Genomic DNA, 26555 nt, shown 5'->3' on the forward strand with positions numbered 1-26555 from the left:
AGTCGGGGCGCGCCGGGTGACGCCCCGGCGCCCCGGTCAGGCGGCGGCGTCGGCCAGGAAGGAGGCGTCGACGGTGCCCTCGGCGACGATGACGGCGGGGCCGGTCATCTCCACGGTGCCGTCCGGCATCTCGCTGATCACCAGGCGGCCGCCGGGGAGGTCCACGGTGTACGTGACGGGGTGGCCCAGCACGGCCGGGTCGGCGCCGTCGCGGCGGGCCGCGGCGACCATGACGGCGCAGGCCCCGGTGCCGCAGGAGCGGGTCTCGCCGGAGCCGCGCTCGTGGACGCGCAGGGCCACGTGGCCGGGCCCGCGGTCGACGACGAACTCGACGTTGGTGCCCTCGGGGTAGGCCGCGGCCGGGCTGACGCCGGGCGCCTCGTACAGGTGGCCGGCGTCGGCGAGGTCGCCGACGAAGGCGACGGCGTGCGGGTTGCCCATGTTGACGTTGCGCGCGGGCCAGCTGCGCTCGCCCACTGTGACGGTGACCTCGCCCTCGGGCAGCAGGGCGCGGCCCATGGCGACGGTGACGTCGCCGGGCTCGCCGCCGGGGCCGGACTTGGCGATGTGGGCGCGCCGGATGCCGGCGCGCGTGGCGATCGGCAGGTCGCCCTCGCCGGCCAGGCCGGCCTGCTGCAGGTAGCGGGCGAAGACGCGGACGCCGTTGCCGCACATCTCGGCGATGCTGCCGTCGCTGTTGCGGTAGTCCATGAACCACTCGGCCTCGCCGGCCATCTCCCGCGCCTCGGGGTGGGCGGCGGAGCGCACCACGCGCAGCACGCCGTCGGCGCCGATGCCGGCCCGGCGGTCGCACAGGCGGGCGACGGCGGCCGCGGACAGCTCCAGGCGGCCGTCGTGGTCGGGGACGATCACGAAGTCGTTCTCGGTGCCGTGACCCTTGAGGAAGGCGATCTGCGCGGTGCTCACCCTTCGATGGTACGGGTGACCTGTGACAAGCCCGGTCACGGGCCCGCCTCAGCGCAGGCGGGCGACGCGCCAGACGGCCAGCACGGCCAGCACCGTCACGACGGCGGTGTACGAGGCGACGTACCGCCAGTCGGGGCGGCGCCCGGAGCCGCGCGGGGGCAGGCCGGGCCAGGTGTAGCCGACGCGGCGGGCCGCCATGACGCCCCAGCCGGCGGCACAGCAGCTCAGCAGCAGGCCGAGCATGGCGACGACGGGGCCGCCGTCGCCGAACTCGAAGGCGAGCGGGAAGGCGAACATCAGCGAGCCGAGAGCGGCGAGCATGACGATGGGCGCGAGCTGCCAGGCGCGCAGCCTGCGCTGCGGACGCAGCTCCCGGAAGGCGGCGGGCTCCGCCGCCCCGGGCTCGCCGTCCTCGGCGGTGTCCGGGCCGTCCGGGGTCAGCGCGCCGGACTCGCCGGACGGCTGCTGCTGCCTTGTGTCGCGAGGGCCGGCCTCCATCGCCACGCGCCCTCCCAACTCGGACTTCACGGCTCGATCGAAGTTTGATGATGGCACGTCGCGGGTGGCCGCAACCGCGTGCGGAGCGTCCCGATGCCATCACGTGATCAGGCTGTAATAGCCCGTTCGACCAACGCCAGCGCCTCCTGGGTGAGTTCCGCCTGCCGGCCGGCGGCGCCGCTCAGCCAGTTCACCCGCGAATCCCGGCGGAACCACGAATCCTGACGGCGCGCGAAGCGCTTGGTGGCGCGTACGGTCTCGGTGCGCGCCTCGTCCTCGGTGCACTCCCCCGCGAGGAAGGCGAGCACCTGCTGGTAGCCGAGCGCGCGGGAGGCCGTGCGCCCCTCGCGCAGACCCTCGCGCTCCAGGGCGCGCACCTCGTCCACGAGCCCCGCCTGCCACATGCGGTCCACCCGCAGGGTGATCCGCTCGTCCAGCTCCGGGCGCTCGACGTCGACGCCGATCTGCAGCGCGTCGTACACCGGCTCCTCGCCGGGCAGGTTGGCGGTGAAGGGCTTGCCGGTGAGCTCGATGACCTCCAGGGCGCGCACGATGCGCCGGCCGTTGCCGGGCAGGATGGCCCGCGCGGCGGCCGGGTCGGCCGCGGCCAGCCGGGCGTGCAGGGCGCCGGGGCCGGCCTCGGCGAGCTCGCCCTCCAGCCGCGCCCGGACGGCCGGGTCGGTGCCGGGGAAGTCCATGGCGTCGACGGTGCCCTTGATGTAGAGCCCGGAGCCGCCCACCAGCACGGGGGTGCGGCCGGCGGCCAGCAGGCGGTCGATCTCGGCCCGGGCCAGCCTCTGGTACTCGGCGACGCTCGCGGTCTCCTTGACGTCCCAGATGTCGAGCAGGTGGTGCGGCACGCCCTGCCGCTCCGCCATGGTCAGCTTGGCGGTGCCGATGTCCATGCCGCGGTAGAGCTGCATGGAGTCGGCGTTGATCACTTCGCCGCCCAGGTGCTGGGCGAGGGCGACGCCGAGATCGGACTTGCCTGCCGCCGTGGGACCGACGACGGCGATGACCCGGGGTGCGGGAGCTGCGTTTCTCACCGCTCCAGTCTCCCAAACCTCGGCAGCGCCCCACGAACGAGCGACGTGACGCGACGCACCCGGCGTCGTTGCCTGTTGCGAGGTTCCGAGAGCCGGTTCACGGACCGGTGTCCGTGAGCGGCCCCGCTGGGCGCCCCGGACGACGCGGGATTTCGCTCACATCAGTAAGGTAATGGAGTAGATATGGGCGTTTTTTCAAGGATTCTCCGTCGGTCGTCGTCGACGTCAACGGAAGAGGCCGCGGCTGCCACCCAGACGGCGGAATCCACCGACGCCGCGGAGACGGCCGAGGCGAAGCCGGAGGAGGCCGCCGAGGCCAAGGCCGAGGAGACCACGGACGAGGCGGGCGAGGGAGTCGACATCCCCAAGCAGCAGTCCGCGGCGAAGGCGGCCGACAGCGAGGCCGGTGAGGGCGCCCGCAAGTAAGGCCGCACGCGGGTGCGGCGAGGACGAGGGGCGGTCACCGACCGGCCCGCCGGGCACCCGGGGCTCCCCGGCCTGACCGGCGGCTGCCTCCCTCGTCCGCGACCGGCCGTGGAGGAAGCTCCACGGCCGTCGCCGTACCGGGCCCCTAGGACCAGGCGGCCACGAAGTAGCCCACCCCGTAGGGCGCGTCCTCGTACAGCAGCGCGCCCCTCAGCGCGGCCTCGCCGGCCGCGCCCGCCAGCACCTGCCACGGCGCCCGGCCGGCCGCCTGCAGCTCACCGGCGAGCTTTGCGTCCAGCCCGGCCAGCGCCGCTGTGTCGGCGGCGCCCAGCGCCCGTGCGGCCAGCTTGTCGAAGGGTTCGGCCCGCTCGTCGAGGTAGCCCGGCGCCTTGACGGTGCGGCACGCACTGCCGTCCCCCATGACCAGCAGGGCGACGCGTTCGCCCGTCCCCACCAGCGCGCGGCCGGCGGCCAGGCACTCGTCCGTGCCCAGCGACTGCGCGACCCCCAGGCCGGTCACCGGCGCGGCCGACCAGGCCGTGCGCGTGAGCAGCCAGGCCGCCACCGTCAGGGACTGCGGCAGGCGCCGCTCCACCGCCGGATCGCCCTCACCGAGCCGTACGTCGAGGTCGACGCCCAGCCCACGGAAGGAGCCGGGAGCGCCCTGCGGGTACGTCCCGGCGGCGTCGGGGCCGGCCGGGCCGACGACGACCAGCCGCTCGGGGCGGGCGGCCGCCAGCACGGCCACGGCGTCGAGGCAGGCGGCCCGCAGGGCGTCGAGTTCGGGTGCGGCACCTTGGGCCACCTCGGGAACCAGCAGGGGCGGACTGGGGCACACGGCAGCGGCGACGAGCATGCGGGAACGATACGCCCCGCCCCGTTCCCGCTGCGTGAGCGGTCCCGGGGCGGGGCGGAAAAGTACGGGCCGTGGGCGCTCTGCGGGCGCGTCGTGGCTTGTCGCGCAGTTCCCCGCGCCCCTACGGGGCGCTGCACCAGCCCACGGCGCCCCGTAGGGGCGCGGGGAACTGCGCGATCGGCCACCGACGGCCCGCAGCCGAACGCGCCACCCCGCAATGAAGATCCGCCGCGCAGACCCTAGTCGCAGCCGCAGCCCGCGGACGCCGGGGCCGGGCTCGGGGCCGGGGCACCGATGGTCGGGATGCCCAGCATCACGCCCTGGGGCTTGGCGGCCGCGGCGGCGTTGCGCTTCTCCCACGCGTCGCCCGCCCGCGTACGGCGCACGGCCCGGGTGGGGCCCTCGGCGAGCAGGTGGTGCGGGGCGGCGTAGGTGATCTCCACGGTCACCACGTCGCCGGGGCGCACGGGCTCGGCGGGCTTGGTGAAGTGCACCAGGCGGTTGTCGGGGGCGCGGCCGGACAGGCGCTGCGTGGCATCGTCCTTGCGGCCCTCGCCCTCGGCGACCATGACCTCCAGGGTGCGGCCGACCTGCTTCTTGTTCTCCTCCCAGGAGATCTGCTCCTGCAGGGCGACGAGCCGCTCGTAGCGCTCCTGCACGACCTCCTTGGGGATCTGGCCGTCCATCTCGGCGGCCGGGGTGCCCGGGCGCTTGGAGTACTGGAAGGTGAAGGCCTGCGCGAAGCGCGCCTCGCGCACGACGTGCAGGGTCTGCTCGAAGTCCTCCTCGGTCTCGCCGGGGAAGCCCACGATGATGTCGGTGGAGATGGCGGCGTCGGGCATGGCGGCGCGCACCTTCTCGATGATGCCGAGGAAACGCTCCTGGCGGTACGAGCGGCGCATGGCCTTGAGCACCGTGTCCGAGCCGGACTGCAGCGGCATGTGCAGCTGCGGCATCACGTTCGGCGTCTCGGCCATGGCGGCGATCACGTCGTCGGTGAAGTCGCGCGGGTGCGGGGAGGTGAAGCGGACGCGCTCCAGGCCCTCGATCTTGCCGCAGGCGCGCAGCAGCTTGGAGAACGCCTCGCGGTCGCCGATGTCGGAGCCGTAGGCGTTGACGTTCTGGCCGAGCAGGGTGATCTCGCTGACGCCCTCGGCGACCAGTGCCTCGACCTCGGCGAGGATGTCGCCGGGACGGCGGTCCTTCTCCTTGCCGCGCAGCGCCGGGACGATGCAGAAGGTGCAGGTGTTGTTGCAGCCGACGGAGATCGACACCCAGGCCGCGTACGCGCTCTCGCGCCGCGTGGGCAGCGTGGAGGGGAAGGCCTCCAGCGACTCGGCGATCTCGACCTGCGCCTCCTCCTGGATGCGGGCGCGCTCCAGCAGCACGGGCAGCTTGCCGATGTTGTGCGTGCCGAAGACGACGTCGACCCACGGCGCCTTCTTCACGATGGTGTCGCGGTCCTTCTGCGCCAGGCAGCCGCCCACGGCGATCTGCATGCCGGGACGCTGCGCCTTGACCGGGGCGAGGCGGCCGAGGTTGCCGTAGAGCTTGTTGTCGGCGTTTTCGCGCACCGCGCAGGTGTTGAAGACGATGACGTCGGCCTCGCCCTCGGTGGCACCCTCGGGCGCGCGCACGTAGCCCGCGTCCTCCAGCAGGCCGGACAGCCGCTCCGAGTCGTGGACGTTCATCTGGCATCCGTAGGTGCGGATCATGTAGGTGCTGGTAGAACGCACGTCGGGGCTCCGGTCGCTGCTGGTCATGCCACAAGGGTAAAGGGGCTCGCGGACATATCCCTCACCGAGCGCCGGAGCCCCCGGCGGCCCCGGCAGCACCGGTGGATCCCCCGTGCACGGACCGATTGGCCGGTGCACGGAACCTGGCCGACCGCGGTGACGGCTGGCAGGATCCGCCTGTGCTTGCCGGAATACCGCAGGACCACCGGCCGCGCGGGCGCCGCCTGCTGCGGGCGGGGGCCGTCGCCGCCGTGGTGCTGGGGCTGCTCGTGTGGTGGCTGCTGCCGCAGAGCCCGGGCCCGACACCGCACGGCAGGATCGCCGTCGCCACCGGCATGCCCACGGGCGTGTACGCGCAGTACGGCAAACTGCTCAAGCGCGATCTGGCGGCGGACCTGCCCGCCCTGGAGGTGCGGCTGCTGCGCAGCGAGGGCTCCATGGACAACCTGCAGCAGCTCAGCACCGGCCGCGCCGACTTCGCCCTGGCCACCGCCGACGCCGCCGCGACCTTCGGCTACCGGGGCGAGCCGGGTGCGGAGCACCTGCGGGCGTGCGCGCGGCTGTACGACGACTACATGCAGCTCATCGTGCCGCGGAACTCCCCGGTGCGCACCACGCGCGACCTCAAGGGCCTGCGCGTGGCCGTCGGCGCGGACGGCTCGGGCGTGCAGCTGATCACGCGCCGGCTGCTGCTGGCGGCCCGGGTGGACTTCGACCGCGACATCGTCCCCGTGCGGGTGGGCATCGACCGGGCGCCGGGGATGCTGCAACGGCACGAGGTCGACGCCTTCTTCTGGTCCGGCGGGCTGCCCACGGGAGCCGTCCAGACCCTCAGCGAGCGGCTGCCGGTCAGACTGGTGCCGCTCGGCGACCTGCTGGAGCCGCTGCACGCCATGGGCTGGCAGACGTACTACTACCGGGCGGCGGTGATCCCGACGGACGCCTACCCGGACATGCACGCCGGGGAGGCCGTGAAGACCATCGCGGTCGCCAACCTGCTGGTCACCCGGGACGACGTCGACTCCGATCTCACCGAGAGCATCACGCGCACGGTGATAAGGAATCGCGACAGCATCGGCACCAAGGTCCACGCGGCCCAGAAGGTCGACTTCCGCACGGCGATCTACACCAATCCGCTGCAGCTCCACGCGGGGGCGCGACGCTACTACGTGTCGGCGAAGCCTTAGGCCGTGTCCGGCGGATCTTCGTCGCGGGGCACCACGGCGCCCCGTCAGGCCGGGCGCGCATGGTGCGGCGCGGTCAGCCGGCGTCGCGGGGGACGGATATGGTCGCGCGCAGCCCCGTGGGGCGGTTGTGCTCGTACGCCAGTGTGGCGCCGCCGGGGGTGAGCAGGGCCCGGGTGATGGACAGCCCGAGGCCGGAGCCCGAGACGTTCTGGTGCCGGTTGCTGCGCCAGAAGCGGTCGCCGATGCGGGTGAGCTCCTCGTCGGTCAGGCCCGGGCCGCCGTCGGCGACGGTGATGCGCACGCGGGGGCCGGCCACTTCGACCAGGACCTCGACGCGGGCGCTGGACGGGGTGAACTTCAGGGCGTTGTCGACGACGGCGTCCAGGGCGCTGGAGAGGGCTATGGGGTCCGCCCAGCCGGTGGCGGCGCGCGGTCCGCGGTAGTTCAGGGCGACGCCGTTGCGCTCGGCGACCGGCAGCCAGGCGCCCACCCGGTCGGTGACGAGCTCGGCGATGTCGGTGAGCTGCGGCTCGGCGGCGGCGTGCTCGGCCTGGGCGAGGTCCAGCAGGTCGTCCAGGACGCGGGCCAGGCGCTTGCCCTCGGTGCGCACGGACTCGATCTCGGTGTGCCCGTCCGGCAGGTCCAGCGCCATCAGGTCGATGCGCAGCAGGAGCGCGGACAGGGGGTTGCGCAGCTGGTGCGAGGCGTCGGCGACGAAGGCCCGCTGCTGTTCGAGGACGTCCTCGACGTTGTCGGCCATCTCGTTGAAGGAGCGGGCGAGGCGGCGCAGTTCCGGGGGGCCGCTGTCGGCGGCGACGCGGGACTTCATGCGGCCGGTGGCGATGTCGTGGGCCGCCGCGTCGAGGGTCCGTACGGGCCGCAGAACCCAGCCGGTCAGCCGGAAGGCCGCGCCGACGGCGACGAGCATCGCGGCGAGCTCGCCGGACGCCAGCAGCAGCCAGCTGTGCAGGATGCGCGAGCGCAGGGCCCCGGTGGGCGACTGGGTGACCACGACGCCCACGACGTCGCCGTCGCGGACGACGGGTGAGGCGACGGTGAGCCGGTTGCGGGCCCAGGGCCAGATCTGTGCGGGATCGTGGCTGCGGCGCCCGGCGAGGGACTCCTGGAACGCCTGGCGCGCCTCGCCCTCGCGCGGCAGCGTCCAGTCGGGGGCGACGGCCAGGGGCCGGCCGTCGCGGTGGAAGACGCCGACGCGGATGTCGTAGAGGTCCTCGTACCGCCGCAGTTCGGTGTTGAGGGTGGTCAGCGGCTCGGCCATGGACTCGGTGCGGTCGGCGGGCCTGGCCGTGACGTACTGGGCGAGCGAGGCGAAGCGGGCGGTGTCGTCGATGCGGTCGACGACCACCCGCTGCTGCTCGACCGCCGCCATGCCGGCGGCGAGCGGGAAGCCGAGGGCCAGCAGGACGCCGGCCATCAGGACGATGAGCAGGGGCAGCAGTCGGGTGTGCACGGCGCGTCGCGGCCCCTCAGACCGGGGCGACGATCTTGTAGCCGACGCCCCGCACGGTCTCGATGAGGGCGGGCATGCGCAGCTTGGCGCGCAGCGAGGCGACGTGCACCTCCAGCGTGCGGCCGGTGCCCTCCCAACTGGTGCGCCAGACTTCGCTGATGATCTGTTCCCGGCGGAAGACGACGCCCGGGCGCTGGGCGAGCAGGGCCAGCAGGTCGAACTCCTTGCGGGTCAGGGAGACGGGCTCGCCGTCCACGAAGACGCGGCGGTTGGGCAGTTCGATGGTGACCGGGCCCAGTCGCAGCGCGTGCGGGCCCTCGGGCTCCTTCGGCCGGCCCGGACCGCGCCCGGCGGGCGTGCGGCGGGCGACGGCGTGGATGCGCGCGAGGAGCTCGCCGGTGTCGTAGGGCTTGACCACGTAGTCGTCGGCGCCCAGGTTCAGCCCGTGGATCTTCGACCGGGTGTCGGAGCGGGCCGTGACCATGATGACGGGCGTGGTGGTGCGCTTGCGGATCCTGCCGCAGACCTCGAAGCCGTCCTGGTCGGGCAGGCCGAGGTCGAGCAGGACGACGCCGAACGGCGCGCCCGCGGTGGGCAGCAGCGCCTGCAGGGCCTCCTCGCCGCTCCGGGCGTGGGTGACGTCGAAGCCGTGCCGGGCCAGGACGGCCGACAGGGCCGCGGCGACATGGTCGTCGTCCTCCACGAGCAGCAGTCTCATCGGCCTCCTCCGGCGGCTGGTGCGGTGCACCGCACGGGCAACACCGCATCCACGCCGATGGATGGCCGGTACGTCAAGGGGTACCGGCTCGTCCATCGGCTTCCGTTATGCAGCCGGTACGCCGTACGCGGCCGCGCGTCTCGTTGACGCTCAGTGTCCACTTGAGTCCGGATCGTTATGCTCAATTTCAGCTCAGATGTAATGACGCTGGTCGTTGCAGCTCATTAGGGTCCTCCCCAACCGAGGAGGACGGAGCGAGGAACGCCGATGAGCGAGGTATCGGTGACCAAGGACGTGGCCGGCGCCACGGACGCACTGGTCGTCCTGAACAAGGTCAACAAGCACTTCGGCGCGCTGCACGTGCTCCAGGACATCGACCTGACCATCGCGCGCGGCGAGGTCGTGGTCGTCATCGGGCCCTCCGGGTCCGGCAAGTCGACGCTGTGCCGCACGATCAACCGTCTGGAGACGACGGACTCCGGCTCCATCACCATCGACGGCAAGCCGCTGCCGCAGGAGGGCAAGGAACTCGCCCGGCTGCGCGCGGATGTGGGCATGGTCTTCCAGTCCTTCAACCTCTTCGCGCACAAGACCGTGCTGGAGAACGTGGTGCTGGGGCAGGTGAAGGTCCGGCGCAAGGACCGCGCGGCGGCCGAGACCACGGCCCGCGCCCTGCTCGACCGGGTCGGCGTCGGCGCCCAGGCGGACAAGTATCCGGCGCAGCTCTCGGGCGGCCAGCAGCAGCGCGTGGCCATCGCCCGGGCCCTGGCCATGGACCCGAAAGTGATGCTGTTCGACGAGCCGACCTCGGCCCTCGACCCGGAGATGATCAACGAGGTGCTGGAGGTCATGCAGCAGCTGGCCCGCGACGGCATGACGATGGTCGTCGTCACGCACGAGATGGGCTTCGCCCGCTCGGCCGCCAACCGCGTCGTCTTCATGGCGGATGGCCGCATCGTCGAAGAGGCGCGGCCCGACCAGTTCTTCAGCAACCCGCGCAGCGACCGGGCCAAGGACTTCCTCTCCAAGATCCTGCACCACTGAGCCGTCGCCGGCCGTGCCGCACCCACGCGCCTCACCTCTCCCACGGTCCGCCCGTTCACCTCGAAGGATGTCCACATGAAGCTCCGCAACACCGCCGCAGCGGCCGCCGTCGTGGTGGCCCTCGCCGTGACCGCGACCGCCTGCGGCAAGTCGGGCAGCCCCGACGACAAGGCCGGCCAGGGAGGCGAGAGCAGCTCGGCGAAGGCGCTGCCGTCCTACAAGGTGAACACCGCGGCGGACGTGAAGGATTCACCCGTCTTCGCGCGGATCAAGGGCAAGAAGATCACCATCGGCACCAAGGCCGACCAGCCCGGCCTCGGCTACGAGAACCCCGGCACGAAGAAGCGCTCGGGCTTCGACGTGGAGATCGCCCGGATGATCGCGGCCGATCTCGGCTTCGACGAGGACCACATCGTCTTCAAGTCCGTGCCCTCCGAGGCCCGCGAGACGCAGATCGCCAGCGGTGGGGTCGACCTGTACGTGGGGACGTACACCATCAACGACGAGCGCAAGAAGCAGGTCGGCTTCGGCGGGCCGTACTACATCGCCGGCCAGGACCTGCTGGTGAAGGCCGACAGCTCCATCAAGAGCGTGGACGACATCAAGGGCAAGAAGGTCTGCTCGGCGACCGGCTCCAGCTCGCTCAAGCGCATCAAGGACCCGAAGTACGGCGCGGCCGAGGTCAAGGCGCAGCAGGGCTACCAGCTGTGCGTGCAGGACCTGGTCAACGGCTCGGTCGACGCGGTCACCACGGACGACGCGATCCTCAAGGGGTACGCGGCCGAGAACAAGGGCCTGAAGCTGACGGGCAACCTCTTCTCCAAGGAGCCCTACGGCGTGGGGCTGAACAAGGACGACAAGGCGCTGCGCGAGGCGGTCGACAAGGCCCTGGAGGCGCACGAGCAGAACGGCGACTGGAAGAAGGCGTACGACGCCACGCTCGGCCTGTCCGGCGCCCCCGCCCCGACCCCGCCCGCCGTCGAGCGCTACTGACCGTCGGACCGGTGCCGGATGACCGCCTCGCGATACCCGGAGACGCAACGTGAACGTTCTGTCTGACAACTTCGCGATGTTCCGCGAAGGTTTCGTCGGAACCGTCGAACTGACGGCGCTCAGCGCCCTGCTCGCCCTGGTGCTGGGCACCCTCGTCGCGGCGTTCCGCGTCTCCCCGGTGCCCGCGCTGCGTGCCTTCGGCACCGCCTGGGTGACGCTGCTGCGCAACACCCCGCTGGTGCTGCTGTTCCTGGCGGCCACGCTCGGCCTGCCGGCGCTGGGTCTGAAGGGCTGGAGCTCCTTCTGGCTGGCGGTGCTGGCGCTGGGCTGCTACACCTCGGCGTTCATCTGCGAGGCCATCCGGTCCGGCATCAACACGGTGCCGGTGGGGCAGGCGGAGGCGGCGCGGTCGATCGGGATGACGTTCGGGCAGACGCTCGGGCACATAGTCCTGCCGCAGGCGGTCCGCACGGCGATCCCGCCGATCGGCAGCCTGCTGATCGCCCTGGCCAAGAACACGGCGATCGCCTCGGGGTTCAACGTCACCGAGCTCGGCTCGGTGCAGAAGACCCTCAACGCCGCCTCCGGCTACAACATCTTCGTGATCTTCCTGTGGATCGCGGTCTGCTACATCCTCATCACGTTTTCGATCAGCGGTCTGTTCCGGCTGCTGGAGAACCGACTGGCGGTGGCCCGATGAGCGGCAGCGTCCTGTACGACGTCCCGGGTCCGAAGGCCCGCGCCCGCAACCGCGCGTACGGCGTCCTCTCCGTCCTCGCCATCGCCGGCCTCCTCGCCTTCGTCGTCTACCGGTTGGACGCCACCGGGCAGTTCCAGGCGGGGCTGTGGGACGACTACGAGTACACCGAGACCCAGCAGCGCATCCTCGACGGCCTGCTGACCACGGTGCGCACGTTCGCCATTGCCGCCGTGCTGTCGCTGGTGCTGGGGGCCCTGCTGGCCACCGCGCGGCTGTCGGACCACAGGCCCATGCGGTGGGCGGCCACCGCGGTGGTGGAGTTCTTCCGGGCCATGCCGCTGCTGATCATGATCTTCCTGCTGTACGCGGCGGTGTTCACCTCCGACCCCATGTGGGCGCTGGTGATCGGGCTGACGCTGTACAACGGCTCGGTCCAGGCGGAGATCTTCCGGTCCGGGATCAACGCCGTGCCCAAGGGGCAGAGCGAGGCGGCCTACGCGATCGGGCTGCGCAAGACGCAGGTGATGGCGAGCGTGCTCGTCCCCCAGGCCGTGCGCTCCATGCTGCCGTCGATCATCAGCCAGCTGGTCGTGACCCTGAAGGACACCTCGCTCGGCTTCATCATCCTCTACGAGGAACTGCTGTTCGTCGGCAAGGCGTTCGCCCAGCAGACCCCTCCGGTGAACGGCGTGTACGCCTTCATCCCCATGGTGATCGTCTTCGGCTCGATCTACATCCTGCTGTGCCTGGCCCTGTCCTCGCTCGCCACCTGGGTCGAACGGCGCACCCAGCGCTCCCGCAAGGGCCGGCCCCCCGCCCTGCCCGCCGCGACCGCGGCGCTGGGCACGGAGTCCACCGCCGGCGCCACCGGCGCGAACGAGGCGCGCGGCGACTGACCGGCCGACCGTGACGCCCCGTCCGCCACCCGGTGCCGACGGGGCGTACGCGTCCGGCGCACCCTGACGAGGTCTCTGATCACTTGACGCACGCTGCGGCAGTGGGTTGCATACGTTCTGTGATCGCGCACCGTTTTTCCCCTGCCAGTCCCCGTACGTCCCGTACGCACCACGCGCGCGGGGGCGAGGGAGCAGTGCCGTGGACCCGGTGATCGTGGTCGGGGCCGGCCCGGTCGGTCTCGCGCTGACCCTGGCCCTGGCACGGTACGAGGTTCCCGTGACCGTCCTCGACGAAGCGCCGGCCGGCGGGCCGGGACAGGACGAGCGCCGCCCGGCGCGCACGGCCGTGCTGCGGCCGGAGACCGTCGCGATGCTCAGGCGGCTGGGCTGCGCCACCACGGAAGGCACCGGCTGGACGGGCTGGCGGACGCTGCGCCGCCGCGGCGAGGTGCTGCGCGTGCCGTTCGCGCCGCCGGGGGACGGCGGGAAGGCGGGCCTTCCGGACGAGGACACGCACGACGGCCCGCACGACGCCTCCGAGGACGACACGGTCGCCGGCCCGGCCGGGCCCTCCCCCCTGCACCTGCCGCAGCACGCCCTCACCCGCGAACTCCTCGCCGCCATCGGCGAGGAGGCGGATGTGCGCATCGTGCGCGACAGCCGGGTCACGGTGCTGGGGCAGGACTCCTCCGGCGTGACCGTGCACACCCGCGGCGACAACGGGACGGTCTGGCGCGGCAGTTACCTCGTGGGCTGCGACGGCGCGCGGTCGGTGGTGCGCAAGCTGCTGGGCGCCCGGTTCCCGGGCCGTACGGCGGTCGAGCGGCACGCGGTCGCCGCGCTGCGCGCCGAACTGCCCTGGCCCGGCGAGGCCGTGCTGCACCGCTCGCCCCCGCGGGGCGGCGAGGTGACGGCCCGGCCGCTGCCCGGCGGCACCTGGCGGCTGGACTGGGTGCTGCCCCCCGACGGCGCCCTGGTCACTCCCGAGGCGCTGCTGGCGCGGGTGACGGACTCGCTGACCGCCTGGTGCGGGGACGTACCGGCGTACACGCTGCTGGACACCGGGGTGTACGCCGTGCACCACCGCCTCGCGCGCCGCTGGCGCAGCGGGCGCGCCTTCCTCGCGGGGGATGCGGCGCATCTGCTCGGGGCGCTGGGCACGCAGGGGCTCGACGAGGGCCTGAAGGACGCGGAGAACCTCGCCTGGAAGCTGGCGCTCGCCTGGCACCACGGCGCCTCCGACGCCCTGCTCGACAGCTACCAGGCCGAGCGGCGCGGGGCGATCGCCGCGCGGTTGCGCGCCGCGGACCGCGCGCTGCCGGTGGTGCGCGGAGAGGGTGGGTGGCGCACCGTGCGCCGCAGTCTGGTGCCGGGCGCCGCGCGAGCGCACGACGCGCTGCTGACCGATGGCCACTTGGGGCGCGGGCTGCTGGGCGCGCCGGCGGTGTACACCCGTACGCCCCTGACGCCGGCCGCGCCCCCGGCCGGTTCCGTCCTGGTGGGCACGGCCGTGGGGGCGCTGGTGACGGATGTGCCGGTCACGGCCCCGGACGGCTCGGAGGTCCGCCTGCACGACCGGTTCGGCGGTGACCTGCTGGTGGTGCTCGTCGCGCCGGGCACGGGGGTGTGGGAGCGGCGGCACTGGCTGGGCGCGGGACTGATGCCGCGGCTGGCGGCGGCGGTCTCCGCCCTGCCGATGCGGGCGGAACTGCTGGTGACCGAGGGCTATCCGGGCGCGGACGCGCACACCGTGCTGGTGGTCCGCCCGGACGGACGCCTGGTGGCCGCCCTGGCCGGGGTGCGACCCGCCGAGCTGTACGCCTGTGCCGACGCGGCCCGCGGGGGCGCGGCGCACGCGGTACGGGAGTCGGTGGACGAGGCGGAAGGGAGCTGTGACGAGGTGCCGGACGAGGACGAGGCGGCCGCCGCGGGGCGGCCCGGTCCGGCCACCAGTGAGGCTACGGCCAACCGTTGACCACCTCCGAAGCAGCGTGGTTGACTCCGGAGCGTGACTGACAACGGCGCCCGGTTCTGGCGGAGGGTCCATCTCGACCTCGTCCGCTACGCGGGCTGCGTCTGTCGCCCGTCCTGCTGATCCGCAACTCCTCTCACGCGCCGCCCCTTTCCGCGGGCCTGCGCGCTCCTTCGCGATCACTCACAGGACGGTCCGTCGTGTCATCGTTCCCGCACACCCCTGCGCCCTTCGCCTCTTCCGCCCCTTCGTCCTCCCCCGGATCCGTCGGCGCCTGCGTACCGCCACCGTCGGAGGCCGACCTGCTGGCCTTCGTGCGGCGTACCGCCGCCGACGCCGCGCTGATCGCCTCCCTGCCCCTCGACCCCGAGGGCCGCACCTGGATCCGCCTGGAGGGGCCGGGCGGCAGCGAGGCGTGGCTCATCGGCTGGCCGCCGAGCAGTGGCACCGGCTGGCACGACCACGGCGGCTCGCACGGTGCCTTCGCCACCGCCACGGGAAAGTTGACCGAGCAGTCGCTGGCCGCACGCCTGCCCACGGAGGGGTGGCGGATGCTGGAGTTGACGGAGGGGGTCGACCGGGAGCGTGCCCTGTCCGCCGGGCGCAGCCGCTCCTTCGGCCCGCATCATGTGCATCAGGTGCTCAACGTCTCGCGAGAGGCGCACGCGGTGTCGGTGCACGCCTATTACCCGCCGCTGCCGATGATGCGCCGGTACAGCCGCAGCGGTCAGGTGCTGCGGCTGGAACAGGTCGAGTGGCCGCAGGAGTGGGCATGAGGGTCGAGGATCTGCTGGCGGCCGCGCGCGCGGAGCTCGACCGGCTGGGGCCGGCCGAGGCCGCCGCCGTCCAGGCGGACGGCGGGCTGCTCGTCGACATCCGGTACGCGGCGCAGCGCGAGCGCGACGGGACGGTCCCCGGGGCGCTGGTGGTGGAGCGCAACGAGCTGGAGTGGCGGCTCGATCCGGCCTGCGCCCACCGTTCGGCCCGGGCGACGCATCACGCGCTGCCGGTGGTGGTGTTCTGCGACGAGGGGTACGCCTCGTCGCTCGCCGCGGTCTCCCTGCGCCGCCTCGGCCTGCGGCACGCCACGGACCTGGTGGGCGGCTTCCAGGCGTGGCGGGCGGCGGGACTGCCGGTGGATGCGCCGACGCAGGCCGCGGTGGACACCACGGCCCAGGCGGTGCCGACCGATCAGTCGTCGGGGAGGAAGGCGCCGAGGATCTCGGGATCCTCGCCCTCCTCGGCCAGCGCCTGCCGCACCACCCGCAGGGCCAGCCCCTCGGAGTAGCCCTTGCGCGCCAGCATGCCGGCGAGGCGGCGCAGCCGCTTCTCGCGGTCCAGTCCCCGGGTGGCGCGCAGCTTCCGCTCGACGAGCTCGCGCGCGGTGCGCTCCTCCTGGTCGGCGTCGAGCTGCCCGACCGCCTCGTCGATCAGGGCCGTGTCCACGCCCTTGGTGCGCAGCTCGCGGGCCAGGGCGCGGCGGGCCAGGCCCCGGCCGTGGTGGCGGGACTCGACCCAGGCGCCGGCGAACGCCGCGTCGTCGATGAGGCCCACGTCCTCGAAGCGGGACAGCACCTCCTCCGCGACGTCGTCGGGGATGCCGCGCTTGGCGAGCGCGTCCGCGAGCTGCTTGCGGGTGCGGGCCGTTCCGGTGAGCAGGCGCAGGCAGATGGCCCGCGCCTGCTCCTCCGGCGGTGGTGGCGCTCCGCCCCCGGCCCTCGACGGGGACGGGGCGCCCTCACCGGTCCAGCGGTCCGGCCGTGCGTCGGACACGGTGCGGCTCAGCTCTTGGCAGCGGCCTTCGCCGCCTTGGCCGTGGCCTTGGCCGGGGCGGGCACGGACTTGGCCGGCTCGCCCTCGCCGCCGGCGGCGTCGGCGCCGGGCTCGGTCGCCGGGGCCTCGGGCCGGATGCCCACGCCCAGCTTCTCCTTGATCTTCTTCTCGATCTCGTTGGCGAGGTCGGGGTTGTCCTTGAGGAAGTTGCGGGCGTTCTCCTTGCCCTGGCCGAGCTGGTCGCCCTCGTACGTGTACCAGGCGCCGGCCTTGCGGATGAAGCCGTGCTCGACGCCCATGTCGATCAGGCCGCCCTCGCGGCTGATGCCCTGGCCGTAGAGGATGTCGAACTCGGCCTGCTTGAAGGGCGGCGCGACCTTGTTCTTGACGACCTTGACGCGGGTGCGGTTGCCGACCGCCTCGGTGCCGTCCTTGAGGGTCTCGATGCGGCGGATGTCCAGGCGCACGGAGGCGTAGAACTTCAGCGCGCGGCCACCGGTGGTGGTCTCCGGCGAGCCGAACATCACGCCGACCTTCTCGCGCAGCTGGTTGATGAAGATCGCGGTGGTCTTGGACTGGTTGAGCGCACCGGTGATCTTGCGCAGCGCCTGGCTCATGAGGCGGGCCTGGAGGCCGACGTGGGAGTCGCCCATCTCGCCCTCGATCTCCGCGCGGGGCACGAGGGCCGCGACGGAGTCGATCACGATGAGGTCCAGGGCGCCGGAGCGGATCAGCATGTCGGTGATCTCGAGCGCCTGCTCGCCGTTGTCCGGCTGGGACAGGATCAGGGAGTCGATGTCGACGCCCAGCTTCTTGGCGTACTCGGGGTCGAGGGCGTGCTCGGCGTCCACGAAGGCGACGGTGCCGCCGGCGCGCTGGGCGTTGGCCACGGCGTGCAGGGTCAGGGTCGTCTTACCGGAGGACTCCGGTCCGTAGACCTCCACCACGCGGCCGCGCGGCAGGCCGCCGACGCCGAGGGCGACGTCGAGAGCGGTCGACCCGGTGGGGATCACCTCGATGGGCTCGTTCGGCCGCTCGCCCAGGCGCATCACGGCGCCCTTGCCGAATTGCCGTTCAATCTGCGCGAGCGCGGCGTCGAGCGCCTTCTCGCGGTCGGTTCCTGCCATGGGTTCCACCCGGTTTGCTTGAGTCGATCGCTTCACGTCCACGACGCTAACGCCTGCCACTGACAATGCGCCCGGGCGTCGGCCCGGCCTGTGGATAACTGGGGTCCGTCGGGCCGGGACACCCATAAGAATGGATGTTCGATTTTAGTGTCAAGCGCGCCACTCCGGCCCCGGACGGCGGCCGGCAGCGGCCGGAGTCAGCGCCTCCGCAGCCGCTCCCGCACCCGGCTCCACAGCGCGCCCCGCCCCCGGCCGCGGCCCTCGCGCCGCCCGCGTCCCGCCTCCGCGTCGGCCCGGGCCACGTCCGCGTCCGTGCCCGTCGCCGGCTCGCCCACCACGTCGTACCGCCGCACGTACGCCCCGAGGAACGCCTGCAGCGTCGCCGTCACCGGAATGGCGATCAGCGCCCCGACCGCGCCCAGCAGTGCGGTGCCGGCGATCACCGACCCGAAGGCCACGGCCGGGTGGATGTCGACGGTCCGCGCGGTGATGCGTGGCTGCAGCACATAGTTTTCGACCTGCTGATAGGCAATGACGAAGATCAACACCCAGACCGCGTACCAGGGGTCGACGGTGAAGGCCAGCAGCATCGGCAGGGCACCGGCGAGGTAGGTGCCGATCGTCGGGATGAACTGCGAGACCAGGCCCACCCAGACCGCCAGCGCGGGCGCGTACGGCACGCCCAGGGCCTGCAGCAGCACGTAGTGCGCGATGCCCGAGACCAGGGCCATCAGGGCGCGCGAGTAGATGTAGCCGCCGGTCTTGGCGACCGCGATCTCCCAGGCGCGCAGCACCTGCGCCTGCCGCTGCGGGGGCAGCACCGAGCACAGGGACCGGCGCAGCCGGGGCCCGTCGGCGGCGAAGTAGAAGGAGAACAGCGCCACGGTCAGCAGCTGGAAGAGCCCGCCGAGGACCGTGGCGGAGACGTCGAGGACGCCGCTGGCGCTGTTGCGCACGTACTTCTGCAGCCAGTCGGAGTGCAGCAGGCTCTCCTGGATCTGCACCCGGGAGAGCTTGGTGTGGAACGTGCGGTTGACCCAGCCGATGACCGCGTCCAGGTAGGAGGGGAAGTTCTCCACCATGTGCTGGATCTGGCCGGCGAGCATGGAGCCCATCAGCGTGAAGAAGCCGACGACCAGGACGGTGCAGCTCAGGAAGACCAGGCCCGTCGCGAGCCCGCGCCGCATGCCGCGGGCCGCCAGCCGGTCGACGGCCGGCTCGATCGCCAGGGCGAGGAAGAACGCGATGACGATGTCGACCAGCAGACCGGTGAGGCGGTGGAAGGCCCACAGGGACAGCTGGAAACAGGCGAAGATCGCCAGGGTGACGACGACCGCCCGGGGCAACCAGCGCGGCATCCGGGTGTCGTCGCCGCGGCGCGGCCTGGGCTCGTCCTGGGCGGGATCGTCAGTGGCTGCCACGCACAAAAGTGTGGCCCATGGGCGCGTCCCCCGGCGCCCGGGACGGTCGGCGGCCGGTCAGCGCCTGCTCTCGGGGATCTCCAGCGCCCTGCACACCGCGCGCCACACGTCCTTGGCCTCCCAGCCGGCGTCGAGAGCCTGGTGGACGGTACGCCCGCCGAGCTCCGACATCACGTGGTCGCGCGCGAAGGAGTCCGCGTACGCCTCACCGAAGTAGTCCGCCATTCGCTGCCAGAAGACCGTCAACCGCATGTGCCAAGTATCCCGCCCCTGAGAGTGCAGCCGTGCACGAGCCGCTGACCGGGGGCGATGGGGCGCCCTACGGTCTTGTCCATGGTCCTCTCCGGAGCATCCGCCGCCGCCCGTGCCGAGCGCTTCATCTGGCTGACCGCCCGCGTCCTGGAACAGCGCAGGTTCGCGTACCACTTCCTGGACGGCGCGCCCGACGCCGTCGAGGCGGCCCTGAACGCCTATGCAGGGGCCGACGGGGGCTTCGGGCACGCCCTGGAACCCGACCTGCGCGGTCCGGTGAGCCAGCCCCTGCACACCGCGCACGCCCTGCGGGTGCTGGACGAGATCGGCCGCTGCCGCGACCGCCGCGTGGAACCGGTGTGCCGCTACCTGACCGCCGTCTCCACCCCGGACGGGGCGCTGCCCGCCCTGCACCCGGCGCAGCGCGGCTACCCGGCGGCGCCGTGGATCCCGGTGGTTGCCGACCCGCCCAGCGACCTGCTGGCCACCGGGCCGGTGGTGGGGCTGCTGCACCGCAACGACGTGTGGCACGCGTGGCTGTTCCGGGCCACCGACTTCTGCTGGGCCGCGGTCGAGGCCCTGGGCCGGGGGGTGCGCACGCACCCGTACGAGGTGCTGGCGGCCGTGGCGTTCCTCGACGGCGCCCCGGACCGCTCACGGGCGCAGGCCGCGGCCGAGCGGCTGGGCCGCGCGGTGCGCGAGCAGCGGCTGGCCCTGCTGGACCCGGAGCAGGCGGCCGGCCATCCGCTGCCGGAGGGGTATGCGCCGGGCGAGTACCACTACCCGCACGACTACGCGCGCACCCCGCACTCGCTGGCCCGCTCCTGGTTCACCGACGCGGAGCTGTCCCGGTCGCTGGACTTCCTGGCCGCGGCGCAGCAGGAGGACGGCGGCTGGCCGCTGCGCTGGCGGGCCTGGGCGCCGGGCACGGCCCTGGAGTGCCGGCCGCTGATCACGATCGAGGCCCTGCTCACCCTGCGCGCCCACGGCCGGCCGCTCTAGGGTCTGCCCGGCGGATCTTCGTCGCGCAGTTCCCCGCGCCCCTATGGGGCGCCGTGGTGCCCCGCGACGAAGATCCGCCGAACAGCCCCTGGGGCCCGGCGCCGCGGCGCCCCGCGCCCGGGGCGGCGCCTCGGCTGCGAGCCGCCGGTCACGCCCACGCCGCAGCAGCCGCAGACCGGCACTGCCCCGCGCCCCCCCACGGGCCCCGGCCCGGTCCCCGTGGGCGGTGCCCGGGCTTTGTCAGTGGGGCGGTGCACGATGGGTGGCATGGCGAACGACACGGCGGCCCCGGCCGCGGACGGACCGGCCGGCGACCCGGCGGCGGCCCTCGCCGCGTTCTCCCCCGCGACCCGCTCCTGGTTCACGGGGGCCTTCAGCGCGCCCACGGCCGCCCAGGCGGGCGCCTGGCGGGCCCTGGGCGCCGGTTCGGACGTCCTGGTGGTCGCCCCGACGGGCTCCGGCAAGACGCTGGCGGCCTTCCTCGCCTCCCTGGACCGGCTGGCCGCCGGCCCGCCGCCGGCCGAGCGCAGGAAGCGCTGCCGGGTGCTGTACGTCTCCCCGCTGAAGGCGCTGGCCGTGGACGTCGAGCGCAACCTGCGCAGTCCGCTGACCGGCATCCGGCAGGAGGCGGTGCGCCTGGGGCTGCCCGAGCCGGAGGTCCGCGTCGGCATCCGCTCCGGCGACACGCCCGCGGCCGAGCGCCGCGCGCTGATCACCCGGCCGCCGGACATCCTGATCACCACGCCCGAGTCGCTGTTCCTGATGCTCACCTCCGCGGCGCGGGAGGCGCTCACGGGGGTGGAGACGGTGATCCTCGACGAGGTGCACGCGGTCGCCGGCACCAAGCGCGGCGCCCACCTCGCCCTGTCCCTCGAACGACTGGACGACCTGCTGGAGCGCCCCGCCCGGCGGATCGGGCTGTCGGCGACGGTGCGGCCGGTCGGCGAGGTGGCGCGCTACCTCTCCCCGCAGCGCAGGGTGGAGATCGTCCAGCCGCCGTCCGGCAAGGAGTTCGACCTGTCGGTGGTCGTCCCGGTGGAGGATCTGGGCGAGCTCGGCGGCTCCCCCGTGCAGGAGGGCGGCGACGGCAAGGAGCGGCCCTCGATCTGGCCGCACGTCGAGGAGCGCATCACCGATCTGGTGCAGGAGCACCGCTCCACGATCGTCTTCGCCAACTCCCGCCGCCTGGCCGAGCGGCTGTGCAACCGGCTCAACGAGATCGCCCACGAGCGCGCCACCGGCGAGCCCTTGCCTGAGGACCACTCCCCCGCCCAGTTGATGGGCGGCTCCGGCCCGGCCAAGGGCGCCCCGCCCGTGCTGGCCCGTGCCCACCATGGCTCGGTGTCCAAGGAGCAGCGCGCCCTGGTCGAGGAGGACCTCAAGGCCGGGCGGCTGCCGGCCGTGGTCGCCACCTCCAGCCTGGAGCTCGGCATCGACATGGGCGCCGTCGACCTGGTGGTCCAGGTCGAGTCGCCGCCGTCGGTGGCCTCGGGGCTGCAGCGCGTCGGCCGCGCCGGCCACCAGGTGGGGGCGGTCTCCACCGGCGTGGTCTTCCCCAAGTACCGCGGCGACCTGGTGCAGGCGGCCGTGGTGACGGAGCGGATGCGGCAGGGGGCCATCGAGGCGCTGCGCGTGCCGGCCAACCCGCTGGACGTGCTGGCCCAGCAGATCGTGGCCATGACCGCCATGGACGCCTGGGACGTCGACGAGCTGCTGGCCCTGGTGCGCCGGGCCGCTCCCTTCGCCTCCCTGCCGGAGTCCGCCTACACCGGCGTCCTCGACATGCTCGCCGGCCGCTACCCCTCCGACGCCTTCGCCGAGTTGCGGCCGCGCCTGGTGTGGGACCGGGTGTCCGGCACGCTCACGGGCCGGCCCGGCGCCCAGCGCCTCGCGGTCACCTCCGGCGGTACCATCCCCGACCGCGGCCTGTTCGGCGTCTTCCTCGCGGGGGCCGACCCCAAGAAGGGCGGCGGCCGGGTCGGCGAGCTGGACGAGGAGATGGTCTACGAGTCCCGCGTGGGCGACGTGTTCACCCTCGGCACCACTTCGTGGCGCATCGAGGACATCACCCGTGACCGCGTCCTGGTCACGCCGGCGCCCGGCACCCCGGGCCGGCTGCCTTTCTGGAAGGGCGACCAGCTGGGCCGCCCGCTGGAACTGGGCCGTGCGCTGGGGGCGTTCCTGCGCGAGATCGGCGCCATGGCGCCCGAGGCCGCCCGTTCCCGGCTCGTCGGCGCGGGCCTGGACGACCGCGCCGCCGACAACGTCCTCGCCTACCTGGCGGAGCAGCGCGAGTCCTGCGGCCATGTGCCCGACGACCGCACGGTGGTCGTCGAGCGGTTCCGTGACGAGCTGGGCGACTGGCGCGTGGTCGTCCACTCCCCCTTCGGCGCCCAGGTGCACGCTCCCTGGGCGCTGGCCCTGGGGGCGAGGCTGGCCGAGCGGTACGGCATGGACGCCCAGGTGATGCACGCCGACGACGGCATCGTGCTGCGGCTGCCGGACGCCGACCTGCTCGGTCTGGACCTGCTGGACGCCGACCCGGCCCGGCAAGGCGCGGAGTACGACGGCGAGCAGTCCCCCGTCGGGGCCGCCGACGTCGTCTTCGACAAGGGCGAGGTGGAGGGGATCGTCACGGACCAGGTGGGCGGCTCCGCCCTGTTCGCCTCCCGCTTCCGCGAGTGCGCGGCCCGCGCCCTGCTGCTGCCGCGCCGCAATCCCGGCAAGCGCACCCCGCTGTGGCAGCAGCGCCAGCGCGCCTCGCAGCTGCTGCAGGTGGCAAGCGAGTTCGGGTCGTTCCCGATCGTCCTGGAGGCGGTCCGCGAGTGCCTGCAGGACGTCTTCGACGTGCCGGGGCTCGTCGAGCTGATGGGCGACATCGAGGCCCGCCGGGTCCGCCTGGTCGAGGTCACCACGCCCGAGCCCTCCCCCTTCGCCCGCTCCCTGCTCTTCGGCTACGTCGCCCAGTTCCTCTACGAGGGCGACTCCCCGCTGGCCGAGCGCCGCGCCGCCGCCCTGTCGTTGGATTCGCGGCTGCTGGCGGAGCTCCTGGGCCAGGCCGAGCTGCGCGAGCTGCTGGACGCCGAGGTGCTCACCGAACTGGAGCGCGAACTGCAGTGGCTGACCGAGGACCGGCGGGTCAAGGACGTCGAGGGCGTCGCCGACCTGCTGCGCCTGCTGGGGCCGCTGACCGACCAGGAGCTGGCGGAGCGCGGCGCCGAGCCGCAGTGGGCCAAGGAGTTGGCCACCGCCCGGCGGGCCCTGCAGGTGCGCATCGCCGGCCGCGACCACTGGGCGGCGATCGAGGACGCCGGCCGGCTGCGCGACGCGCTGGGCACGGCCCTGCCCGTCGGGGTGCCCGAGGCGTTCACCGAGCCCGTCAAGGACCCGCTGGGCGACCTGCTGGCCCGCTACGCCCGCACCCACGGCCCCTTCACCTCGGCCGCGGCCGCCGCCCGCTTCGGTCTGGGCACGGCGGTCACCGACGGCGCCCTGCACCGCCTGGCGGCGGCCGGCCGCATCGTCCAGGGCGAGTTCCACCCGTCCGGCATCGGTCAGGAGTGGTGCGACGCGGCGGTGCTGCGCCGGCTGCGCCGCCGCTCGCTGGCCGCGTTGCGGCACGAGCTGGAGCCGGTGCCGCCGACGACCCTGGCGGCTTTCCTGCCGGCCTGGCAGCACGTCGGCTCCCACGGCCTGCGCGGGGTGGACGGGCTGCTGCGCGCCGTCGAGCAGTTGCAGGGCGCGCCCGTGCCCGCCTCGGCGCTGGAGAAGCTGGTGCTGCCGGCCCGGGTGGGCGACTACTCGCCGGCGATGCTCGACGAGCTCACGGCGGCCGGCGAGGTGGTGTGGGCGGGCGCGGGCGCCCTGCCCGGCAAGGACGGCTGGGTCACCCTGCTGCTCGCCGACGCCGCCCCGCTGCTGCTGCCCGCCCCGCACCCGCTGGAGCTCTCGCCGCTGCACCACGCCGTTCTGGGTGCCCTTTCCGGTGGCTACGGCCTGTTCTTCCGTCAGATCGCCGACCGGGTGCGCGCCGCCGACCCCGGCTTCGACGGCTCCCCCGGCACGGACGCGCAGATCGCCGACGCCCTGTGGGAGCTGGCCTGGTCGGGCCGGCTGACCAACGACACCCTGGCCCCGCTGCGCTCGCTGCTGGGCTCCGGGCGCACCGCCGGCTCCACCGCGCACCGCGCGAAGCGCGCCGTCCCGCGCGGCCGCTTCGGCGCCTTCACCGCCCGTGCGGGGGCGGGTACCACCGGGCTGCGGGCCACGGCCTCCCGCGGGGGGCCGCCGACGGTGGCGGGCCGCTGGTCGCTGCTGCCGGAGCGGGAGACCGAGCCGACGCACCGGGCCCACGCGCTGGCCCGCACCCTGCTGGACCGCCATGGTGTGGTGACGCGCGGTGCCGTGGCGGCCGAGGGCGTGGAGGGCGGTTTCTCCGCGGCCTACCGGGTGCTGTCCGTCTTCGAGGAGAGCGGTCAGGCCCGCCGGGGGTACGTGGTCGAGGGCCTGGGCGCCGCGCAGTTCGCGATGGACGGCGCGGTCGACCGGCTGCGGGCCGTCAACACCGCCCGCGAGCGGGCCGGGGCGCCCGCCCCGGCCGCTCCGTGGGATGCCCGGCCGGCCGCCCGGGACGGGCGCCGTGCGGTGGTCCTGGCCGCCGCCGACCCCGCCAACGCCTACGGCGCCGCCCTGCCGTGGCCGGAGCCCCCCGAGGGCGCCGCCCACAAGGCCGGCCGCAAGGCGGGCTCGCTGGTGGTCCTGGTCGACGGCGCCCTCGTGCTGTACATGGAGCGCGGCGGCAAGACCCTGCTGGCCTGGCCCCAGGAGGCTGGGGCCGGTGCCGACGACCCGGCGTTGCGCGAGGCCGCCGGGGCCCTCGCCGAGGCGGCCCGCGCCGGGGCCCTGGGCACCGTCACCGTCGAACGGGTGAACGGCGCAGCCGCCCTGACCTCGCCGCTGGGCACCGTGCTGGAGGGCGCCGGCTTCCACGCCACGCCCCGGGGGTTGCGCCTGCGACCCTCGTGACCTGCCCACATCATGGGCTCAGCGAGCCGAGCGGGAAGGAGGAGCACAACAGATGCCCGAGGGAGACACCGTCTGGCGCACCGCCCGGAGCCTGCACGAGGCCCTGGCCGGTGCTCCGCTGACCCGCAGCGACCTGCGGGTTCCCCGGCTCGCCACCACCGACCTCACCGGCCGGGCGGTGACCGAGGTGGTCCCCCGCGGCAAGCACCTGCTCACCCGCCTCGAGGGCGGTCTGACGCTCCACTCCCACCTGGGCATGGACGGCTCGTGGCGCGTGGGCCGCACGGGCGAGCCCCCGCGCGGCGGCCCCTCTCATCAGATCCGCGCCGTGCTCGGCAACGCCGAGCGCACCGCCGTCGGCTACCGGCTGCCCGCACTGGACCTGCTGCGTACGGCCGACGAGGCCGAGGTGGTGGGCCACCTGGGCCCCGACCTGCTGGGGCCGGACTGGGACGCGCAGGAGGCCGTGCGCCGTCTGCTGTCCGATCCGGGGCGCACGGTGGGCGAGGCGCTGCTCGACCAGCGGAATCTCGCCGGTGTCGGCAATGTGTACAAGTCCGAGCTGTGCTTCCTGCTGCGCATCTCCCCGTGGCTGCCGGTCGCCTCGCTGCCCGATCCGGGGCGGCTGGTGGGGCTGGCGAAGAAGCTGCTGGAGGCCAACAAGGCGCGCCCTGCTCGCATCACGACGGCCGACGCCCGCCCGGACCGCCGGCTGTGGGTCTACGGCCGGGCCGAGCGGCCCTGCCGCCGCTGCGGCTCCCCGGTGCTGGCCGCCGCCCAGGGCACGGCGGGCCGGGAACGTACGACGTTCTGGTGCCCGCACTGCCAGGCGGGCCCGCCGCCGCCCGCCATTGGTCCGAACGAGTGACAGCGGATCGCGTCCCGCGGCTCGCACGGGCGAGGGAGGAGGGGGCTCAGGGCTCCTCGGCGACGGCCTCCCCGGCATCCCCGGGCCGGTCGTCGTCCGGTGCCTCGCGCGGGCCCTCCCGGCCCCGCGGGGCGCAGTGGACCGGCAGCAGGCTCAGCCCCCAGCCGCCGGCGGCGACGACGCCTTCCATGAAGCCGGCCCGCCCCGGCTGCAGGAGCAGCCGGTAGACGGCCCAGCACCACAGTCCGGCCGCCAGGAGCACGAGGACCCGGCCGAACGCCCCCGTGGGCCCCCGGTCGCGCCGGATCATCGAGCTGCCTCCTTCGGCTTCCTCCGGAACCCCGCCCGCACCACGGGCGAGCAGCGGGACGACCGCGCGGAACGGTCCCTACGCAGCGGGCCCGCCGGCCGGCGGCGCCGCGCGCAGCCTGGCCAGTTGCTGTTCGAGCTCGGCGATCTCCCGGTCGCGCCGGTGCACCTCGGCGATGACGCGCTGTTCGCCCTCGTGCACGCCCTCCTGGTAGACGGTGCGCACGAAGACGCCGGCCGCCGCCTGGTCGAGGTCCGTGACCACCATCAGCTCGCGCGTGTAGCGGATCACCGGGTGCTCGCTCATG

Annotated in this window: 24 protein-coding genes and 2 pseudogenes; 13 read left to right on the forward strand and 13 right to left on the reverse strand. The window is 73.8% G+C overall.

What is annotated here, in order from left to right; translation table 11 throughout:
- Nucleotides 1-36 precede the first annotated feature (36 nt).
- From dapF to miaA, 3 genes are all read right to left on the reverse strand, one after another.
- Nucleotides 37-927, reverse strand: coding sequence for a diaminopimelate epimerase (gene dapF, locus AC27L3_RS21865; protein ID WP_487235746.1), 891 nt, complete (start codon nt 925-927; stop codon nt 37-39).
- A 48-nt stretch (nt 928-975) separates the two neighbouring features.
- Nucleotides 976-1425, reverse strand: a complete 450-nt coding sequence (locus AC27L3_RS21870) for a hypothetical protein (RefSeq protein WP_487235777.1) — start codon at nt 1423-1425, stop codon at nt 976-978.
- Between the two features lie 107 nt (nt 1426-1532).
- Nucleotides 1533-2471 (reverse strand): tRNA (adenosine(37)-N6)-dimethylallyltransferase MiaA, encoded by a 939-nt coding sequence (gene miaA / locus AC27L3_RS21875; protein WP_487235747.1) that lies wholly within the window; start codon nt 2469-2471, stop codon nt 1533-1535.
- A gap of 183 nt (nt 2472-2654) precedes the next feature.
- On the opposite strand from miaA, the gene AC27L3_RS21880 reads away from it, so the two are divergent.
- Nucleotides 2655-2897 carry a hypothetical protein gene (locus tag AC27L3_RS21880; RefSeq protein WP_365966911.1) on the forward strand — a complete coding sequence of 81 codons (243 nt, stop codon included), beginning with the start codon at nt 2655-2657 and terminating at the stop codon, nt 2895-2897.
- Between the two features lie 145 nt (nt 2898-3042).
- Here the strand turns inward: AC27L3_RS21880 and AC27L3_RS21885 are convergent, their stop codons facing one another.
- Together AC27L3_RS21885 and miaB are read right to left on the reverse strand one after the other, a co-directional pair.
- Nucleotides 3043-3753 (reverse strand): class III extradiol dioxygenase subunit B-like domain-containing protein, encoded by a 711-nt coding sequence (locus tag AC27L3_RS21885; protein WP_487235748.1) that lies wholly within the window; start codon nt 3751-3753, stop codon nt 3043-3045.
- Between the two features lie 239 nt (nt 3754-3992).
- Entirely contained in the window at nt 3993-5516 is a 1524-nt protein-coding gene (gene miaB, locus AC27L3_RS21890; RefSeq protein WP_487235749.1) for a tRNA (N6-isopentenyl adenosine(37)-C2)-methylthiotransferase MiaB, read from the reverse strand.
- A gap of 152 nt (nt 5517-5668) precedes the next feature.
- On the opposite strand from miaB, the gene AC27L3_RS21895 reads away from it, so the two are divergent.
- Complete coding sequence (locus AC27L3_RS21895) at nt 5669-6676, forward strand: TAXI family TRAP transporter solute-binding subunit (RefSeq protein ID WP_487235750.1); 1008 nt, start codon at nt 5669-5671, stop codon at nt 6674-6676.
- Nucleotides 6677-6749: 73 nt separating this feature from the next.
- Here AC27L3_RS21895 and AC27L3_RS21900 read toward each other — a convergent pair whose 3' ends face one another.
- A complete protein-coding gene (locus AC27L3_RS21900) occupies nt 6750-8147 on the reverse strand; it encodes a sensor histidine kinase (protein WP_487235751.1) in 1398 nt (465 codons plus the stop codon).
- A 16-nt stretch (nt 8148-8163) separates the two neighbouring features.
- Entirely contained in the window at nt 8164-8865 is a 702-nt protein-coding gene (locus AC27L3_RS21905) for a response regulator transcription factor (protein WP_487235752.1), read from the reverse strand.
- A gap of 267 nt (nt 8866-9132) precedes the next feature.
- On the opposite strand from AC27L3_RS21905, the gene AC27L3_RS21910 reads away from it, so the two are divergent.
- The 8 genes and pseudogenes from AC27L3_RS21910 to AC27L3_RS21945 all read left to right on the forward strand — a co-directional run.
- The gene (locus AC27L3_RS21910) at nt 9133-9909 is read left to right on the forward strand and encodes an amino acid ABC transporter ATP-binding protein (RefSeq protein ID WP_487235753.1); all 777 of its coding nucleotides are present in this window, start codon (nt 9133-9135) and stop codon (nt 9907-9909) included.
- Between the two features lie 75 nt (nt 9910-9984).
- On the forward strand, nt 9985-10902 hold the full coding sequence (locus AC27L3_RS21915) for a glutamate ABC transporter substrate-binding protein (RefSeq protein ID WP_487235754.1): 918 nt from the start codon (nt 9985-9987) through the stop codon (nt 10900-10902).
- A 49-nt stretch (nt 10903-10951) separates the two neighbouring features.
- Complete coding sequence (locus AC27L3_RS21920) at nt 10952-11602, forward strand: amino acid ABC transporter permease (protein WP_365966903.1); 651 nt, start codon at nt 10952-10954, stop codon at nt 11600-11602.
- A complete protein-coding gene (locus tag AC27L3_RS21925; RefSeq protein WP_487235755.1) occupies nt 11599-12498 on the forward strand; it encodes an amino acid ABC transporter permease in 900 nt (299 codons plus the stop codon). The genes AC27L3_RS21920 and AC27L3_RS21925 overlap by 4 nt, the downstream gene beginning before the upstream one ends.
- Before the next feature lie 199 nt (nt 12499-12697).
- Nucleotides 12698-14473 carry an FAD-dependent monooxygenase gene (locus AC27L3_RS21930; protein ID WP_487235756.1) on the forward strand — a complete coding sequence of 592 codons (1776 nt, stop codon included), beginning with the start codon at nt 12698-12700 and terminating at the stop codon, nt 14471-14473.
- A 33-nt stretch (nt 14474-14506) separates the two neighbouring features.
- Nucleotides 14507-14593: a putative leader peptide gene (locus AC27L3_RS21935; protein ID WP_361747052.1), complete on the forward strand. Its 87-nt coding sequence runs from the start codon at nt 14507-14509 to the stop codon at nt 14591-14593.
- Nucleotides 14594-14670: 77 nt separating this feature from the next.
- Nucleotides 14671-15246 carry a cupin domain-containing protein gene (locus AC27L3_RS21940; RefSeq protein ID WP_487235757.1) on the forward strand — a complete coding sequence of 192 codons (576 nt, stop codon included), beginning with the start codon at nt 14671-14673 and terminating at the stop codon, nt 15244-15246.
- Nucleotides 15243-15608 (forward strand): annotated as a pseudogene (locus AC27L3_RS21945) (rhodanese-like domain-containing protein); the annotation flags it as partial. The gene AC27L3_RS21940 and the pseudogene AC27L3_RS21945, both read left to right, overlap by 4 nt.
- A gap of 137 nt (nt 15609-15745) precedes the next feature.
- Here the strand turns inward: AC27L3_RS21945 and recX are convergent.
- The 4 genes and pseudogenes from recX to AC27L3_RS21965 all read right to left on the reverse strand — a co-directional run.
- Nucleotides 15746-16330 (reverse strand): annotated as a pseudogene (gene recX, locus AC27L3_RS21950) (recombination regulator RecX); the annotation flags it as partial.
- Nucleotides 16252-17370 carry a recombinase RecA gene (gene recA, locus AC27L3_RS21955; protein WP_365966900.1) on the reverse strand — a complete coding sequence of 373 codons (1119 nt, stop codon included), beginning with the start codon at nt 17368-17370 and terminating at the stop codon, nt 16252-16254. The pseudogene recX and the gene recA, both read right to left, overlap by 79 nt.
- Before the next feature lie 197 nt (nt 17371-17567).
- Complete coding sequence (locus AC27L3_RS21960; RefSeq protein ID WP_487235758.1) at nt 17568-18791, reverse strand: AI-2E family transporter; 1224 nt, start codon at nt 18789-18791, stop codon at nt 17568-17570.
- Nucleotides 18792-18848: 57 nt separating this feature from the next.
- Nucleotides 18849-19043, reverse strand: coding sequence for a DUF3046 domain-containing protein (locus AC27L3_RS21965; RefSeq protein WP_344433949.1), 195 nt, complete (start codon nt 19041-19043; stop codon nt 18849-18851).
- An 81-nt stretch (nt 19044-19124) separates the two neighbouring features.
- On the opposite strand from AC27L3_RS21965, the gene AC27L3_RS21970 reads away from it, so the two are divergent.
- The 3 genes from AC27L3_RS21970 to AC27L3_RS21980 all read left to right on the forward strand — a co-directional run bounded on the left by AC27L3_RS21970 (nt 19125) and on the right by AC27L3_RS21980 (nt 25938).
- Nucleotides 19125-20045 (forward strand): hypothetical protein, encoded by a 921-nt coding sequence (locus AC27L3_RS21970; protein ID WP_487235759.1) that lies wholly within the window; start codon nt 19125-19127, stop codon nt 20043-20045.
- 267 nt (nt 20046-20312) lie between these two features.
- Nucleotides 20313-25070 (forward strand): ATP-dependent helicase, encoded by a 4758-nt coding sequence (locus AC27L3_RS21975; RefSeq protein ID WP_487235760.1) that lies wholly within the window; start codon nt 20313-20315, stop codon nt 25068-25070.
- Between the two features lie 52 nt (nt 25071-25122).
- Entirely contained in the window at nt 25123-25938 is an 816-nt protein-coding gene (locus tag AC27L3_RS21980; protein WP_487235761.1) for a DNA-formamidopyrimidine glycosylase family protein, read from the forward strand.
- A gap of 46 nt (nt 25939-25984) precedes the next feature.
- Here AC27L3_RS21980 and AC27L3_RS21985 read toward each other — a convergent pair whose 3' ends face one another.
- Both AC27L3_RS21985 and AC27L3_RS21990 read right to left on the reverse strand, forming a co-directional pair.
- Nucleotides 25985-26248, reverse strand: coding sequence for a hypothetical protein (locus AC27L3_RS21985; protein WP_487235762.1), 264 nt, complete (start codon nt 26246-26248; stop codon nt 25985-25987).
- Nucleotides 26249-26326: 78 nt separating this feature from the next.
- Nucleotides 26327-26554: a hypothetical protein gene (locus AC27L3_RS21990; RefSeq protein ID WP_487235763.1), complete on the reverse strand. Its 228-nt coding sequence runs from the start codon at nt 26552-26554 to the stop codon at nt 26327-26329.
- Nucleotide 26555: the final 1 nt, after the last annotated feature.

The sequence above is a fragment of the Streptomyces sp. PKA51 genome (genome assembly GCF_057552455.1).